The sequence below is a fragment of the Terrabacter sp. C0L_2 genome, assembly GCF_036352015.1.
Classification (GTDB): Bacteria; Actinomycetota; Actinomycetes; order Actinomycetales; family Dermatophilaceae; genus Terrabacter; species Terrabacter tumescens.
In genome coordinates, this window is the sequence record NZ_CP143557.1 from 1,162,695 (window position 1) to 1,179,927 (window position 17,233).

The 17,233-nt window shown below is 65.7% G+C and carries 8 protein-coding genes, 3 rRNA genes and 1 pseudogene; 9 read left to right on the forward strand and 3 right to left on the reverse strand.

The window, feature by feature from the left end; all coding sequences use genetic code 11:
* The first annotated feature begins 6 nt into the window (after window positions 1–6).
* From U5C87_RS05420 to rrf, 8 genes are all read left to right on the forward strand, one after another.
* Entirely contained in the window at window positions 7–735 is a 729-nt protein-coding gene (locus U5C87_RS05420) for an esterase family protein (RefSeq protein WP_330475609.1), read from the forward strand.
* Window positions 732–1,466 (forward strand): glutamine amidotransferase, encoded by a 735-nt coding sequence (locus U5C87_RS05425; protein ID WP_330475610.1) that lies wholly within the window; start codon window positions 732–734, stop codon window positions 1,464–1,466. The genes U5C87_RS05420 and U5C87_RS05425 overlap by 4 nt, the downstream gene beginning before the upstream one ends.
* Window positions 1,467–1,540: 74 nt before the next feature.
* Complete coding sequence (locus tag U5C87_RS05430) at window positions 1,541–3,943, forward strand: excinuclease ABC subunit UvrA (protein ID WP_330475611.1); 2,403 nt, start codon at window positions 1,541–1,543, stop codon at window positions 3,941–3,943.
* Window positions 3,944–4,040: 97 nt separating this feature from the next.
* On the forward strand, window positions 4,041–4,454 hold the full coding sequence (locus tag U5C87_RS05435; RefSeq protein ID WP_330475612.1) for a hypothetical protein: 414 nt from the start codon (window positions 4,041–4,043) through the stop codon (window positions 4,452–4,454).
* A 127-nt stretch (window positions 4,455–4,581) separates the two neighbouring features.
* Window positions 4,582–6,411: an ABC transporter substrate-binding protein gene (locus U5C87_RS05440; protein WP_330475613.1), complete on the forward strand. Its 1,830-nt coding sequence runs from the start codon at window positions 4,582–4,584 to the stop codon at window positions 6,409–6,411.
* Between the two features lie 578 nt (window positions 6,412–6,989).
* Window positions 6,990–8,511, forward strand: a 16S ribosomal RNA gene (locus U5C87_RS05445).
* Window positions 8,512–8,856: 345 nt separating this feature from the next.
* Window positions 8,857–11,987, forward strand: a 23S ribosomal RNA gene (locus tag U5C87_RS05450).
* An 80-nt stretch (window positions 11,988–12,067) separates the two neighbouring features.
* Window positions 12,068–12,184 (forward strand): 5S ribosomal RNA (gene rrf, locus U5C87_RS05455).
* Together the 16S, 23S and 5S rRNA genes form the textbook arrangement of a ribosomal RNA operon.
* 83 nt (window positions 12,185–12,267) lie before the next feature.
* Here rrf and U5C87_RS05460 read toward each other — a convergent pair.
* Window positions 12,268–13,594, reverse strand: a pseudogene (locus tag U5C87_RS05460) (ISL3-like element ISPfr2 family transposase).
* 632 nt (window positions 13,595–14,226) lie between these two features.
* Window positions 14,227–14,538 (reverse strand): putative quinol monooxygenase, encoded by a 312-nt coding sequence (locus U5C87_RS05465; RefSeq protein WP_003941073.1) that lies wholly within the window; start codon window positions 14,536–14,538, stop codon window positions 14,227–14,229.
* 108 nt (window positions 14,539–14,646) lie between these two features.
* Between U5C87_RS05465 and U5C87_RS05470 the strand changes: the two genes are divergently transcribed.
* Window positions 14,647–15,588, forward strand: coding sequence for a GlxA family transcriptional regulator (locus U5C87_RS05470; protein WP_003941078.1), 942 nt, complete (start codon window positions 14,647–14,649; stop codon window positions 15,586–15,588).
* A 436-nt stretch (window positions 15,589–16,024) separates the two neighbouring features.
* Here the strand turns inward: U5C87_RS05470 and U5C87_RS05475 are convergent, their stop codons facing one another.
* Window positions 16,025–17,215: an ROK family transcriptional regulator gene (locus tag U5C87_RS05475; RefSeq protein WP_330475614.1), complete on the reverse strand. Its 1,191-nt coding sequence runs from the start codon at window positions 17,213–17,215 to the stop codon at window positions 16,025–16,027.
* Window positions 17,216–17,233 lie beyond the last annotated feature (18 nt).

Below are 17,233 nucleotides of genomic sequence, written 5' to 3' on the forward strand. Positions count from 1 at the left end.
CAGCTCATGAAGGTGACCGACCGGTGGTACTCCGACCGTCTGGGCCAGGACATCAGCGTTGCGAGGTGGGGCACCTACGGCGCGCCCGTCCTGCTCTTCCCGACCGCGGGCGGTGATGCGGAGGAGGTCGAGCGGCACCACATGATCGCCCACCTCGAGCCGCTCATCTCCGCCGGACGCGCCAAGGTCTACTCCGTCGACAGTGTCGCCGGACGGGCCTTGGCCCAGCACCGTGGATCCGTCGACTACCGCCTCTCGCTCTTCAACGCCTTCCACGAGACGATCGCCCGCGAGGTCATCCCCGCGATCCACTCCGACCTCGGCGGCCACCACGTCCCGGTCACCGTCGCAGGCGCCTCCATCGGGGCCTTCAACGCCCTCGCCATCACCTGCCGCTACCCCGAGCTCGTGCACTCGGCGGTGTGCATGAGCGGGACGTATGCCATCGAGCAGTTCCTCGGCGGCCACGTCAACGACGACCTCTACTTCAGCTCGCCGCTGCGCTTCCTGCCCGGGCTCGAGGGGCCGGCCCTGGACCAGCTGCGCACCCGGATGGTCGTCCTCGCCTCGGGCAGCGGCCGGTGGGAGGACGTCGGTGAGTCGCGCGCCGTCGCCGACGTGCTCGGCAGCAAGGGCATCCCCAACCGCGTCGACGACTGGGGCCCGTCCTACGACCACGACTGGCCCACGTGGTGGGCGATGCTCCCGCTCTACCTCGACGACCTGCTCCCGTGACGGGACGCCCCTTCCTGCTCCTCACCTCCCGCGTCGACGACGCCCTCGCCGAGCAGGAGCGCGCCGCGTTCCGGCGGCTGACCGGCCTCCCCGCCGAGCGGGTCGTGCACGTGCGCCTCGAGCAGGGTCCGGTCCTGCCCGTGGACGTGACGGCATACTCCGGCGTCGTGCTGGGAGGCAGCCCCTTCACGGTCAGCGAGCCCGAGTCGGCGAAGTCGCCCACCGAGCGCCGCGTCGAGGACGAGCTGGCCGAGCTCGTGCGCGAGCTCGTCGAGCGGGAGGTGCCCTACCTCGGCCTCTGCTACGGCGTCGGCGCGACGAGCCTCGCGCTCGGCGGCGTCGTCGACCGGACCTACGGCGAGCCCGTCGGCACGACGACCGTCCGCGTCACCGACGGCGGGCGCGACGACCCGATCTTCCGCGCGCTTCCTCCCACGTTCGACGCCTTCGTCGGCCACAAGGAGGCCGCGACCGAGCCACCACCCGAAGCCGTCGTCGTCGCGACGAGCGACGCCTGCCCGGTGCAGGCCTACCGGATCGGGCCGTGCGCGTGGGTGACCCAGTTCCACCCCGAGCTGGAGGCGGAGACCTTCGTCGAGCGCATCCGGGCCTACGCCCACCTCGGCTACTTCCGGCCCGACGAGCAGGACGCGATCATCGAGCGCGTGCACCGGGCCGACGTCTCGGCCGCCCACGACGTCCTGCGCCGCTTCGTCGCCGGGTTCGCCTGATGCGCCTCACGGCTCGTTCGCCAGATGTACAAACCAGGAGGCCGCGGGGGTGCCCGGCGTCGTAGCGTACGAGCATGGTGACGAAGAGCAGCGCCGCCCGCCCCTCCTCGGTCGGGACCGGCGGTTCGCATCCGGCCGACGTCCACGACACGATCCGCGTCGACGGCGCCCGCGAGAACAACCTCAAGGACGTCAGCCTCGAGCTGCCCAAGCGCCGGCTGACCGCCTTCACCGGCGTCTCCGGCTCGGGCAAGAGCTCGCTCGTCTTCGCGACCATCGCCGCCGAGTCGCAGCGGTTGATCAACGAGACCTACAGCGCCTTCGTCCAGGGCTTCATGCCGTCGCTGGCCCGTCCCGAGGTCGACCGCCTCGAGGGCCTGACGACGGCGATCATCGTCGACCAGGAGCGGATGGGAGCCAACCCGCGCTCGACCGTCGGCACCGCCACCGACGCCAACGCCATGCTGCGGATCCTCTTCAGCCGCATCGGGACCCCGCACATCGGGCCGCCCACCGCCTTCGCCTTCAACGTCCCGACGCGCGTCGCGAGCGGGGTCATGAAGACCGACCGCGGCAACCGCACGGAGACCTCGATCGTGCGCGAGGCGGTCTACCAGGGCGGCATGTGCCCGCGCTGCGAGGGGATGGGTTCGATCAACGACTTCGACCTCACCGCCATCTACGACGAGTCCAAGTCGCTCGCCGAGGGCGCCCTGCTCGTGCCCGGCTACAGCATGGACGGCTGGTACGGCCGGATCTTCAGCGGCGCGGGCCTGCCCATGGACAAGCCGATCGCGAAGTTCACCGACAGGCAGCGGCAGAAGCTGCTCTACGGCGAGCCGGAGAAGATCAAGGTCGAGGGCGTCAACCTCACCTACGAGGGCGTCCTGACCAAGGTGCAGAAGTCGATGCTGTCCAAGGACCTCGACGCGATGCAGCCGCACGTGCGCCGGTTCGTCGAGCGGGCCGTCACCTTCACCACGTGCCCCGACTGCAACGGCACGCGCCTGTCCAAGGAGGCGCTGTCCTCGAAGGTCAGGGGCAAGAACATCGCCGAGCTGTGCTCGATGCAGATCAGCGACCTCGCCGAGTGGCTGCGCGACCTCGACGAGCCGTCGGTCGCGCCGCTGCTGCGCGGGCTCCAGCACCTGCTCGACTCGTTCGCCGACATCGGCCTCGGCTACCTCTCGCTCGACCGCCCCGCCGGCACGCTCTCGGGTGGCGAGGCCCAGCGCACCAAGATGATCCGCCACCTCGGCTCCTCGCTCACCGACGTGACCTACGTCTTCGACGAGCCGACGATCGGTCTGCACCCCCACGACATCGCGCGGATGAACCAGCTGCTCCTCCAGCTGCGCGACAAGGGCAACACCGTCCTCGTGGTCGAGCACAAGCCGGAGACCATCGCCATCGCCGACCACGTCGTCGACCTCGGTCCGGGCGCCGGCACCGCGGGCGGCGAGGTCGTCTACGAGGGGACCGTCGAGGGCCTGCGCGGCAGCGACACCGTGACCGGCCACCACCTCGACGACCGGGTGAGCCTCAAGGAGTCGCTGCGCGAGGCGTCCGGCGCCATGGAGGTCCGCGGCGCCTCGACGCACAACCTGCGCGACGTCGACGTCGACATCCCGCTGGGGGTGCTGTGCGTCGTCACGGGCGTCGCCGGGTCGGGCAAGAGCTCGCTCATCCACGGCTCGGTCGCCAAGCGCGACGGTGTCGTCGTCGTCGACCAGGGCGCGATCCGCGGCTCGCGCCGGAGCAACCCGGCGACCTACACCGGCCTGCTCGAGCCGATCCGCAAGGCCTTCGCCAAGGCCAACGGCGTCAAGCCCGCCCTCTTCAGCTCCAACTCCGAGGGTGCCTGCCCGGCCTGCAACGGCGCCGGCGTCATCTACACCGAGCTCGGCGTCATGGCGACCGTCGAGTCGACGTGTGAGGAGTGCGAGGGCCGCCGCTTCCAGGCCGCCGTGCTCGACTACGAGCTCGGTGGCCGCAACATCGCCGAGGTGCTCGCGATGCCGGTGACCGAGGCGCTCGACTTCTTCGCCGAGGGCGAGGCCCGCACCCCGGCCGCGCACACGGTGCTGGCGCGGCTCGCCGACGTCGGCCTCGGCTACCTCACGCTCGGCCAGCCGCTCACGACGCTGTCCGGTGGCGAGCGCCAGCGCCTCAAGCTCGCCGCGCAGATGGCCGAGAAGGGCGACGTCTACGTCCTCGACGAGCCGACGACCGGACTGCACCTCGCCGACGTCAAGAACCTTCTCGGCCTGCTCGACCGGCTCGTCGACTCGGGCAAGTCCGTCGTCGTCATCGAGCACCACCAGGCCGTCATGGCCCACGGCGACTGGATCATCGACCTCGGTCCGGGCGCCGGCCACGACGGCGGCACCGTCGTCTTCGAGGGCACGCCCGCCGACCTCGTCGCGGGTCGCTCGACGCTGACGGGAGAGCACCTCGCCGCCTACGTCGGAGCCTGAGCGGGCTCGCCCCGGGCCGAGGGGTATCACCGCGCCGGTCGGCGTCCTCTGAGGAGACAGGGTCCGTGGGGTCGGGCCCTTCCCGGAAGGACGGCTCATGAGCGTGACCGACGTGTTCCCACTCATCAAGGCGCCCGAGGCGTGGCCCGTGCCCGTCGTCGCGACCATCGCGATGGTCTGCCTCGCCGGCCTCGACCTGGCGGGTGCGCTCTTCGCCAAGGAGTGGGCCGAGAACGGCAGCGTCCGCGCGCTCGTCCTCGGCGCGGGCGTCTTCCTCGTCCTCTTCTGGGTGTATGCGTCGTCGCTGAAGTACGCCGAGCTCGCCCTCGTCACGATGGGCTGGGTCGTCATGCTCCAGGTGGGGCTCGTCCTCATCGACCGCTGGCGCTACGGCGTGGAGCTGCCGACGGGCAAGTGGATCGCCATCGGGGTCGTGCTCGTCGCGCAGGCCTATCTCGTTCTCGCGCCGAGCGCGTCGCAGGCGACCACCGCGGCGGGTGGCGGCGGCTAGACTCCGGACCACGGGCAGGGGTGCTCCGGGTCGCCGTCGGCGCCGCTCGCCGTGTTGCTCCCTGTGCCCGCCGCAGTCCCGAGTCCGGCCCGGTCGACACCTGGCCGGGTGCCCCCGAAGGAAGTCCATGCGTCGACGTCTCGTCCGCCCCGCGATGGTGGCGACGGTCGGCGTGCTCGCGCTCGGCGCCGCCGCCTGCACGACGGCCACCACCGATGCGACGCCGCTGGCCAGCACGCCCGCCGGCGCGGTGACGCCGGGCACGGGAGCGACGATCCCGGCCCCCACCACGGCGTCCCCGCCGCTCGTCGTCGGCGCCGTCTTCGACCACACGACCCTCGACCCGACGCGGCAGTTCGACCGCAGCGGCTCGATGCTGACGCACGCGCTCTACGAGACGCTGACGACGCTCGACCCCGACGACCCGACGAAGGTCGTGCCGGGGATGGCCGAGTACACCCTCTCCCCCGAGGGACGCTGGCTCACGCTGCGCCTGCGCAAGGGGCTCGTCTTCTCCGACGGCACGCCCGTCACCACCGACGACGTCATCTTCACCCTCGAGCGGGCCAAGGGGCTGTCGGGTCCGGCAGCCTCGATCATCGGCACGGTCTCGACGACCAAGGTCGACGACCGCACCTTCACGCTCAGCTCGACGGGCTCGAACTTCGCCCTGCCGGCGATCCTCGCCAACCCCGCCTTCGGCATCCTCAACTCCTCGGCCGTCAAGGCCCACGGTGGCACGATCGGACCGGCCGACACGGCGGGCGGCTACCTCTCGCAGCACTCGGTGGGGTCGGGCCCCTACGTCATCGACAGCGCGCGCGGCACCTCGGAGGTGCGGCTCAAGGCCAACCCGCTGTGGCGGGGGACCAAGCCCGCCTTCCCCGAGATCGTCGTGCGCAACCTCGACCCGAAGCGCCAGCTCTCCGAGCTGCGGTCGGGTGGCATCGACCTCGCCCTCGACCTGTCGCCGAGCCAGTCCGAGGCCGTCACGGGGGAATCCTCCTCGACGATCACCGTCACGTCGATGCGCTCGAGCTCGCTCGTCTACCTCGCGCTGAACCGCAACGCCTCGCTCAACCGGTGGACGGCCGACCCGAACTTCGCCGAGGCGGTGCGCCGTGGCCTCGACCGTGAGGCGCTGAGTCGCGTCGCGGCCGGCTCGACCCCGGCGGCGGGCCTGATCCCCGCAGGCCTCGTCGGGGCGCTCGAGGACCTCGCGCCCTCACCGGCGCCCACCACCTCCGGCACCGGTGACGCGGGCACGGGCACCCCGGCCCCGTCCTCGACGACCTCGCCCACGACCTCCCCGCCGACCGGCACCTCCGCGACGTCGACCTCCACGGCGACACCGGGCGGTGCCGTGACGACCGGGCCCAACGGCATGCCGACTCCCGTGGTGACGCTGCCGCTCGTGCCCGCACGTGACCTCGCGGCCGCCAAGGCGGCGCTGCGCCGTTCGGGCTACCGGGGGCAGCCGATCCCGCTGTCGTATGCCGCCGACCTGCCCATCCAGGGGATCCCGACGAGTGCGCTCGCCGTGGCCGTGCGCTCCGAGCTGGCCCAGGTGGGCATCAAGGTGCAGCTCAACCCCGCGCCGGCCGCCGAGGCGCTCGCCGCCTACCGGTCCGGGCGCAGTGCCTTCAGCCTCTGGAGCTGGAGCCCTGACTTCCCGGACCCCGAGAACTACCTCGCCTTCGCGCCGGGTGAGCTCGTCGGCTCACGTGCCGGGTGGGCGCGTGGCACCGACCAGGTCATCGACGACCTCACCGAGGCGGCACGTGCGTCCGTGGGCGACAACCGTGCGGGGGCGTATGCGGCGTGGCAGCTTGCGATGAACGAGCGCAGCCCGTTCGTCCCCCTGCTCCAGCCCTCGACGCGCTTCGCGAGCGGTGAGCGGGTGACGGCCGTGCCCGGCAACCCGGTCTGGACCGTCGATCTGGCTCGGATCCGCTGACGCCGCAAGGGCTTTCGGGCTGCTGGGGGCGCCGGCTACCGCCCGGTTTTGAGATCTCCGGGACCTCCATGTAACGTTCTCTTCGTCAGCCCGACAGGGCGAAACGGACGCCACCGCGGAGCGAGTCATCGCCAGCGAAGTTGGCCGGTCCCGGGGCTGACCAGCATGGTCCGAACCACTCCGGTTGATCCGGTACAGTTCGGTGAGCACAAACCGCTGACACCAAGCGGGTCCAAATCGGGCAATCTGAGATTGTTTCACGGTTTTGACTCCCAAGCTTGAGGCGGGTAAGTTTGAAGGGTTGCCCCGGAGGCCTCCTCACAGAGGTGGTTGATGGTGTGTGTCCGATTCTTGAGAACTCAACAGCGTGTCAAAAATCGATGCCAATTACCTCGTCCCGAGGCTGGCTCGGAGTCATCCATGAGGGTGGTCTGGGTTGGTTTTGGTGCGAATTATCCTTTGGTTGAAACTGAATGATCAACTCTTTTTGAGCTGGTTGTTCGACTTCAGTCAGGTTTTCGAGCCCTTCATGGGTTCAAAGTTTGCTCGTCCTCTTTTCGGGGGTGGGTGTTTGAACATCAACGGAGAGTTTGATCCTGGCTCAGGACGAACGCTGGCGGCGTGCTTAACACATGCAAGTCGAACGGTGACGATCAAGCTTGCTTGGTCTGATCAGTGGCGAACGGGTGAGTAACACGTGAGTAACCTGCCCCAGACTCTGGGATAACCCCGGGAAACCGGAGCTAATACCGGATATGACACCAGTCCGCATGGGCATGGTGTGGAAAGTTTTTCGGTCTGGGATGGACTCGCGGCCTATCAGCTTGTTGGTGAGGTAGTGGCTCACCAAGGCGACGACGGGTAGCCGGCCTGAGAGGGCGACCGGCCACACTGGGACTGAGACACGGCCCAGACTCCTACGGGAGGCAGCAGTGGGGAATATTGCACAATGGGCGGAAGCCTGATGCAGCGACGCCGCGTGAGGGATGACGGCCTTCGGGTTGTAAACCTCTTTCAGCAGGGAAGAAGCGAAAGTGACGGTACCTGCAGAAGAAGCACCGGCTAACTACGTGCCAGCAGCCGCGGTAATACGTAGGGTGCGAGCGTTGTCCGGAATTATTGGGCGTAAAGAGCTTGTAGGTGGTTTGTCGCGTCTGCTGTGAAAATCCGAGGCTCAACCTCGGACTTGCAGTGGGTACGGGCAGACTAGAGTGTGGTAGGGGAGACTGGAATTCCTGGTGTAGCGGTGGAATGCGCAGATATCAGGAGGAACACCGATGGCGAAGGCAGGTCTCTGGGCCATTACTGACACTGAGAAGCGAAAGCATGGGGAGCAAACAGGATTAGATACCCTGGTAGTCCATGCCGTAAACGTTGGGAACTAGGTGTGGGTCTCATTCCACGAGATCCGTGCCGCAGCTAACGCATTAAGTTCCCCGCCTGGGGAGTACGGCCGCAAGGCTAAAACTCAAAGGAATTGACGGGGGCCCGCACAAGCGGCGGAGCATGCGGATTAATTCGATGCAACGCGAAGAACCTTACCAAGGCTTGACATACACCGGAATCACTCAGAGATGGGTGCGTCTTCGGACTGGTGTACAGGTGGTGCATGGTTGTCGTCAGCTCGTGTCGTGAGATGTTGGGTTAAGTCCCGCAACGAGCGCAACCCTCGTTCTATGTTGCCAGCACGTCATGGTGGGGACTCATAGGAGACTGCCGGGGTCAACTCGGAGGAAGGTGGGGATGACGTCAAATCATCATGCCCCTTATGTCTTGGGCTTCACGCATGCTACAATGGCCGGTACAAAGGGCTGCGAAACCGCGAGGTGGAGCGAATCCCAAAAAACCGGTCTCAGTTCGGATTGGGGTCTGCAACTCGACCCCATGAAGTCGGAGTCGCTAGTAATCGCAGATCAGCAACGCTGCGGTGAATACGTTCCCGGGCCTTGTACACACCGCCCGTCAAGTCACGAAAGTCGGTAACACCCGAAGCCGGTGGCCCAACCCTTGTGGGGGGAGCCGTCGAAGGTGGGACTGGCGATTGGGACTAAGTCGTAACAAGGTAGCCGTACCGGAAGGTGCGGCTGGATCACCTCCTTTCTAAGGAGCAGTCATTTATGGCAGCCCGGTCTGTCCCCGAGTGTGGGGCAGCGGGTGCTCAAGGGTGGAACATCGATTACTTGACACCGTCCCGGTGTCTCTCACCAGTACAAGCGGAGCTTGCTTCGCAGTGGAACGTGGGGGATGTGGGGTGCGGTGTCTGACACGTTGTTGGGTCCTGAAGGATCGGGCAACACTGCCGGCTGCTGGTTTCCAGTGGTTGTGGTGGTGGAGCCAGGTTTCTTCTGGATGTGGGCCCTGCCGAAGCTGCAGTTTGTCTGTGGTGGGTGTGGGGTGCCGGTTGTATTTTGAGAACTTCACAGTGGACGCGAGCATCTTTGTAGTGTTCAAGTTTTTAAGGGCACACGGTGGATGCCTTGGCACCAGGAACCGAAGAAGGACGTAGGAATCTGCGATAAGCCTCGGGTAGTCGATAACCAGACTGTGATCCGAGGATTTCCGAATGGGGAAACCCGGCTGGAGGCAAGTCCAGTCACCCGCACCTGAATATATAGGGTGTGTGGAGGGAACGTGGGGAAGTGAAACATCTCAGTACCCACAGGAAGAGAAAACAACATGTGATTCCGTGAGTAGTGGCGAGCGAAAGCGGATGAGGCTAAACCGGGCGTGTGTGATAGCTGTCAGGCGTTGCACGTTCGGGGTCGTGGGACCCGCCAACAGGGGCTGACACCTCTGTAGGGAGTGAGAAATCTGCGTCATAGTCGAAGAGCATTGAATGGCTCGGCATAGAGGGTGCGACCCCCGTAGACGAAATGGTGTGGACTCCCGGTGGTGTTTCCCAAGTAGCACGGGGCCCGAGAAATCCCGTGTGAATCTGGCAGGACCACCTGCTAAGCCTAAATATTCCCTGGTGACCGATAGCGGACAAGTACCGTGAGGGAAAGGTGAAAAGTACCCCGGGAGGGGAGTGAAATAGATCCTGAAACCGTGTGCCTACAATCCGTTGGAGCCTCCCGCCGTTGGGCGTGTGGGGTGACAGCGTGCCTTTTGAAGAATGAGCCTGCGAGTTAGTGCTCAGTGGCGAGGTTAACCCGTGTGGGGAAGCCGTAGCGAAAGCGAGTCCGAATAGGGCGTTTGAGTCGCTGGGTCTAGACCCGAAGCGGAGTGATCTACCCATGGCCAGGTTGAAGCGCAGGTAAGACTGCGTGGAGGACCGAACCCACTTAGGTTGAAAACTGAGGGGATGAGCTGTGGGTAGGGGTGAAAGGCCAATCAAACTCCGTGATAGCTGGTTCTCCCCGAAATGCATTTAGGTGCAGCGTCACGTGTTTCTTGCCGGAGGTAGAGCTACTGGATAGCTGATGGGCCTCACCAGGTTACTGACGTTAGCCAAACTCCGAATGCCGGTAAGTGAGAGCGTGGCAGTGAGACTGCGGGGGATAAGCTCCGTAGTCGAGAGGGAAACAGCCCAGATCACCAGCTAAGGTCCCTAAGCGTGTGCTAAGTGGGAAAGGATGTGGAGTTGCTGTGACAACCAGGAGGTTGGCTTAGAAGCAGCCACCCTTTAAAGAGTGCGTAATAGCTCACTGGTCAAGTGATTCCGCGCCGACAATGTAGCGGGGCTCAAGCACACCACCGAAGCTGTGGCATTGACATACTGCTCGGCACCAACTCCTGCGGGACTGGTGTCCAGGCGTGTTGATGGGTAGGGGAGCGTCGTGTGGCCAGGGAAGCGGCGGTGTGAACCAGCCGTGGAGGCCACACGAGTGAGAATGCAGGCATGAGTAGCGAATGACGGGCGAGAAACCCGTCCGCCGAATAACCAAGGGTTCCAGGGTCAAGCTAATCTGCCCTGGGTAAGTCGGGACCTAAGGCGAGGCCGACAGGCGTAGTCGATGGACATCCGGTTGATATTCCGGAACCGGCGAAGGACCGCCCATGATGAACCCAGTGATGCTAAGTGCCTGAAGCACGCCCACCAGCCCTTCGGGGTTACCGGGTGTGTGGAGCGCACGACCCGATCTGGTAGTAGTCAAGCGATGGAGTGACGCAGGAAGGTAGCCTCCGCGTGGCGATGGTTGTCCACGTCCAAGGGTGTAGGGCGCGATCCAGGCAAATCCGGGTCGCATGAAGCCTGAGACCTGATAGTGACCGCGAATGCGGGAAGAGGGTGATCCTATGCTGCCGAGAAAAACTTCTAGCGAGGTTCGAGCCGCCCGTACCCCAAACCGACTCAGGTGGTTAGGTAGAGAATACCAAGGCGATCGAGTGAATCGTGGTTAAGGAATTCGGCAAAATACCCCCGTAACTTCGGGAGAAGGGGGGCCCTGATCGTGACGACACAAGCTGTCTGAGCGTGATCGGCCGCAGAGACCAGGGAGAAGCGACTGTTTACTAAAAACACAGGTCCGTGCCAAGTCGCAAGACGATGTATACGGACTGACGCCTGCCCGGTGCTGGAACGTTAAGGGGACCGGTTAGCCTCACGGCGAAGCTGAGAACTTAAGCGCCAGTAAACGGCGGTGGTAACTATAACCATCCTAAGGTAGCGAAATTCCTTGTCGGGTAAGTTCCGACCTGCACGAATGGCGTAACGACTTCTCCACTGTCTCAACCACGAACTCGGCGAAATTGCACTACGAGTAAAGATGCTCGTTACGCGCAGCAGGACGGAAAGACCCCGGGACCTTTACTACAGCTTGGTATTGGTGTTCGGTACGGCTTGTGTAGGATAGGTGGGAGACTGTGAAGCCGTCACGTCAGTGATGGTGGAGTCAACGTTGAAATACCACTCTGGTCGTTCTGGATATCTAACCTCGGTCCGTGATCCGGATCAGGGACAGTGCCTGGTGGGTAGTTTAACTGGGGCGGTTGCCTCCTAAAAGGTAACGGAGGCGCCCAAAGGTTCCCTCAGCCTGGTTGGTAATCAGGTTTCGAGTGTAAGTGCACAAGGGAGCTTGACTGTGAGACAGACATGTCGAGCAGGGACGAAAGTCGGGACTAGTGATCCGGCGGTGGCTTGTGGAAGCGCCGTCGCTCAACGGATAAAAGGTACCCCGGGGATAACAGGCTGATCTTGCCCAAGAGTCCATATCGACGGCATGGTTTGGCACCTCGATGTCGGCTCGTCGCATCCTGGGGCTGGAGTAGGTCCCAAGGGTTGGGCTGTTCGCCCATTAAAGCGGTACGCGAGCTGGGTTTAGAACGTCGTGAGACAGTTCGGTCCCTATCCGCTGTGCGCGTAGGAAACTTGAGAAAGGCTGTCCCTAGTACGAGAGGACCGGGATGGACGAACCTCTGGTGTGTCAGTTGTTCTGCCAAGAGCACCGCTGATTAGCTACGTTCGGAAGTGATAACCGCTGAAAGCATCTAAGCGGGAAGCACGTTTCAAGATGAGGTTTCCAGGCCCGCGAGGGCGAGAGGCTCCCAGCTAGACTACTGGGTTGATAGGCCGGATGTGGAAGCACAGCAATGTGTGGAGCTGACCGGTACTAATAAGCCGATAACTTGACTTACAAAGATGCTACGCGTCCACTGTGCAGTTCCCGAGATACAAACGGGAACCCAAGCCCACTGATTGATATCTCCATAGAGTTTCGGCTGTCATAGCGAAGGGGAAACGCCCGGCTCCATTCCGAACCCGGAAGCTAAGCCCTTCAGCGCCGATGGTACTGCACTGGTGACGGTGTGGGAGAGTAGGACGCAGCCGGACACACATTCACGACAACCCCGCCAACACCGTTGGCGGGGTTGTCGCATTCTCATATCCTTTTCGCGTCACAACGCCAAAGAGGCTCATCCCAATCGGGGGTGTAGGAGTTGGGGTCTGAAGCCGCCGGTCTCGAGCAGGCTTCGGGCGATGTAGTTGGTCAGGTTGCGGAACCCGAGTGCGGAGCCGCGCAGGTGTTCGAGCCGTCCGTTGAGCGCCTCGGTCGGCCCGTTGCTGGTGCCGGGTCGTTCGAAGTAGGCGAGCACGTCAGCGGCTCGCTTCTTCAGGGTCCGGCCCAGGGTGGTGAGCTCGGTGAGCACCTTGGGGACGCCGGCGCTGAGGTCGGTGATCAGCTTCTCCATGAGCTCGCGGCCACGTTGCCGGTCCTCGTGGCGATAGGCGGCGATCATGCGCTGGTAGACACCCCAGGTCGCCTCGACCTCGACGTGAGCGTCATCAACGAACAGCGCGCGTAGCCTGTCGCTCTGCTTGTCGGTGAGCAGGTCCGCGCCGGTGTGCAGCGTGCGCCGCGACTTGTAGAGCGGGTCGTCCCTGAACCCACGGTGCCCGTGGATCGCGAGTTGGACCCGGCGCCGGCACCTGTCGAGGGCGTCACCGGCCAGGCGCACGACGTGGAAGGGATCCATCACCGTGACCGGCGTCCGGGATCTCCTCTGCAGCGGCGGTCTTGAACCCGGTGAAGCCGTCCATCGCGACCACCTCGACCGCGTCACGGAAGGCGTCGTCGCGGTCGGCGAGCCAGGTCTTGAACGCCGCCTTCGACCGGCCCTCGACCATGTCCAGCAGCCTTGCTGGGCCGGCGCCATCGCGGACCGGGGTGAGGTCGATGATCACGGTGACGTACTTGTCGCCACGCCTGGTGTGGCGCCAGACGTGCTCATCGACGCCAATGACCTTCACGCCCTCAAACCGCGTGGGGTCGTTGATCAGCAGCCGCTTGCCTTCAGCCAGGACCGCGCTGTTGGCGGTGTCCCACGCGACCCCGAGTCCCTCGGCGACACGGGCGACGGTGAGGTGTGCGACCACGATCCCTTCCAGCGCCCACCGCAGCCCGGTGCGCGAGAGCTTCGCGCGTGGCTCCGCCGCGGCGCTGGTGTCTTGGCGCCACACGTGTCCGCAGTCGGCACAGCGGTAGCGGCGCACTACAACTTCCAGCACGGTCGGTCGCCAGCCCAGCGGCTCGTGGGCCAACCGCCGGATCACGGTGTCACGAGCAGCGCCTTCGCTGCCGCACCGTCGGCACCACTGATCTGGTTCCACCACGCGGCACGCGAGGACCGCACGATCCGGTTCAAGTCGTTGTCCGGTCACGCTCAGACCGAGGCCGTCGAGTCGAGCGAAGGCGGTCAGGTCAGGGCGGCCGAAGCCGGCCGGCGGGGTAGCGTCGGACACGTCGAGGTCTTTCGGATGGATGGCGTAGGAACCTCCGTCGTCGGGAGACCTCGACGTCTATCTGCGGACCGACGCGCCCGGCCGACCTACACCGTCATCTGAGAAGACCCCTGAAACGTCTTCGACGACGACGGGACCGGCGAGGAGGAGGGTGCGGTGAGCTAAAGGAATGGAGCTTGCTCGGCTTCGACGCCGCCGCAAGCTCCGGTGAAACGGTCGGTACTGGTCGGTCGTCGTCGGTCACCACCGGATGGCGGCGTCCCCCACGCTCGGCGTTTGCTCAGGTCAGCGGCTCGTTCGCCCAGTGGGCGCATCAAGCGATAGACGCAAAGCCGACGTGATTAGATCGTCGGTTCGATTCCGACAGGCGGCTCCGGCGAACAGCCCCTGACCTGCGGAAACGCAGGGCAGGGGCGGTTCGGTTCTGGTGGTCGCGCGATGCGCTGGCCTCACGGCTCTGCCCGACACCGACGTCGCTCTCCTCTGCGACGGACCCCTAGCCGGCTGAGCGCTCGCGGCCGGCATCCTGTCCGTGTGCCGATAGGCCTCGCACCGCTCGGCAACGCAGCGTGGCGTTGCGTCGCGACCTGGCGACGGCTCGGCGGGGCGCGATCGTCTCGTGCGTTGGCGGACTACGGGAGCTTGGACGCGAGGACGTCGGCCGCCAGGATCTCGGGTGCTGCGCCGAGGAGGTGCTGGTTGGCCATCAGGGCTGCGACGATGGCGCCGTTGGCGTGGGCGTCGCGAGCGGCCTCATCGGGGAATGCATCGAAGATCCAGAAGGTGTCGGCGTGGGTCCTGACCGCGAACCAGACAATCGTTCCTACTTCTTCGTTGGCGAGCGCGACAGCGCCGGCGAGCAGATCGGCGAGCGCGTCGTGCTGTCCATCGGCCGCGACGATCTTGGCGACGAAGGCATACGGAAGTGATGCGGGTGTGGACATGAGGGGTTCTCCTAGGTGTCGAGGTTTCTTGGTGAAGCGAGTTCAGCGTATGACGAGCAAGGGCATGTGAGAAGTGGCGTATACGGCAGTATTGCTATTGTTCGCGCCATGCGTATCGGACTGATCGCGATCGACGGCTGCTTCGGTTCGGCTGTCGCGTCGGTCATCGACATCGTGCGGGTGGCCGACGGAGCCCGCGGCGATGTCGACCCGCGGATCGACCCGATCGAACTCGCCATCCTCGGACCGAAACGGAGAGTGACCACGACGGCATCGATGACCCTGTCGGTGGACCACCCGCTGTCGGAGTCCGCAGAGTTCGACGTGGTCGTCGTCCCTGCGCTTGGAACCCTCACGGCCGCCGCTACCAACGACGCCCTCCAGAGCCGAGATGCTCGTTCGGTCATCGCCTCGCTCGGGCGCCTCGACGACGCGACCACCCGGATCGCCGCGGCGTGCACCGGCGTGTTCGCTGTCGCCGAGACCGGACGGATGCATCATCGGCGGGCGACGACCAGCTGGTTCCTGGGGCCGGAGTTCCTGAAGCGCTATCCGACCGTCGCCCTCGATCTCGACACCATGGTCGTGGTCGACGGGAACCTCGTCACCGCCGGCGCCGCGTTCGCCCACATCGACCTCGCGCTCTCACTCGTGCGATCGATCAGCCCCGACCTGGCCCAACATGTCGCCAAGCTCCTCATCATCGACGAGCGTCCGTCGCAGGCGGCCTTCGTCGCCTACGAACATCTCCGGCACGAGGACCCGATCGTCGTCGAGTTCGAACGCTTCGTGCGCGCCCGCCTGGACGAACCGTTCAACGTCGCCTTCGTCGCGCAGTCGCTCGGCACCAGCCGGCGCACCCTCGAACGACGAGTCCGTGCGGCGCTCAACCTCACTCCGCTCGGCTTCGTCCAACGGCTTCGCATCGAACGAGCTCGGCACCTCTCAGCAACCACGGACCTTACCTCCGCCGAGATCGCGCTACGGGTCGGCTACGCGAACGCCGAGACTCTGCGCTCCCTCCTGCGTAGGGAGCGACGCCGTTCCTGACCTATCGCCATGCCTGTAGCCGGTGTCCTAGTGCTTGACTGGAACCACCTCTCAGCACGTCGCGTCGACGCTCCTGCGTCGCCCCTGGACGACCCACTCGACACGCCCGCAGCACAGGCCATGTGACGTGTCCCGGCTTCCCGGACGGTCGGGGTTGGGTGGCTGTGATGTCGCTGTGTTCTCGTCGAGGGGGTCAGCAGACTCGATCAGGGTCGATTGGGATGAGACGCGAAGGCGGTCAGGTCAGGGCGGCCGAAGCCGGCCGGCGGGGTAGCGTCGGTCACGTCGAGGTCTTTCGGATGGATGGCGTAGGAACCTCCGTCGTCGGGAGACCTCGACGTCTATCTGCGGACCGACGCACCCGGCCGACCTACACCCTCATCTGGGAAGAGCCGCCAAAGAGAGCGTTTTCCCTTTCACGGCAAGGCGCTCTTCGTCATGTCCCCAGCACGTCGGCCGGGTGACGCACGAGCTCGTCGAGGGCGATGAGGGCTGCTCCCGTCGCGCCGGCTGCCGGGTCGTCCGGGGCGATGGCGACGCGCGGTGTCACCCAGTGCGCCGAGAGCACTCGCCGGGCGAGGACTGCCTCGACCTCTGGGCTGAGCAGCTCCCCGACCTGTGCGAGATGACCGCCGAGCACGACCGTCGGGATGTCGAGCACGTTGACGACGCCGCCCAGAGCGATCCCCAGGGCCCGACCGGCCGATCGCACCGCGTCACAAGCCTGCTCGTCCCCTGCCTCGACGCGCCCCCGCAGCTCGCCGTCGATCGCAGCCGCATCGAGGCCGGCAGCCAAGAGCATGGCCAGCCGGCCGGCATACTGCTCGAGGCAGCCGGTCGAGCCGCACCGGCACACCGGACCATCGGGGTCGACGCAGACGTGGCCGATCTCGCCGGCCCACCCGTGCCGACCGGTCATCACCTCACCGTCGAGCACGACGGCCCCACCGATGCCCACCTCACCGCTGAGGTAGACGAAGTCCTGGGGCTGGCTGTCGCGTCCGGGCGCCGGGTGCGCGAAGGCATACGCCGCCAGGTCGGCCTCGTTGCCGACCCGCAGCCCCAGCCCACCCACCGTGTCTGACAGGGCAGTTCCAGGCACCACGTCCTCCCAGCCGAGATTGGGCGCACTGAGCAGCCGGCCGCTCTCGACATCGACGAGACCGGGGAGCGCCAGGCCGGCACCCACCACGCGGCATCCGTCGGGCGCCTCCGCGAGCACCTGCGCCGCGAGGCTTCCCAGCCGACGCAGCGCACTCGAAGGCTTCGACCCCGCGAGGTCCACGTTCACGAGCCGCTCGGCCAGCACGGTCCCCGACAGGTCGACCAGCCGTGCAGCCAGGTGGCCGACGCCGATCTGCAGGCCCAGTGCGGCGAAGCGCCCCCGTGAGGCGGTCAACGGAGTGGCCGGACGACCCGGTCGCCCCGGTCCGCCGACGACCGACTCGACCTCCTCGAGCACCCCGCCGGCGACGAGCTCGTCGACGAGGCGCGACACCGTCGAGCGGGTCAGTGAGGTCGCCGTGGCGACGTCGGCGCGCGACGGCGGCGCCTCCGCTGCCAGCACGGTGCGCGTGACGAGAGCGAGGTTCGCGTGGCGCAGGCTCGCCTGGCGCAGGTTGGCCATGCCCTTGACCCTAGCCGG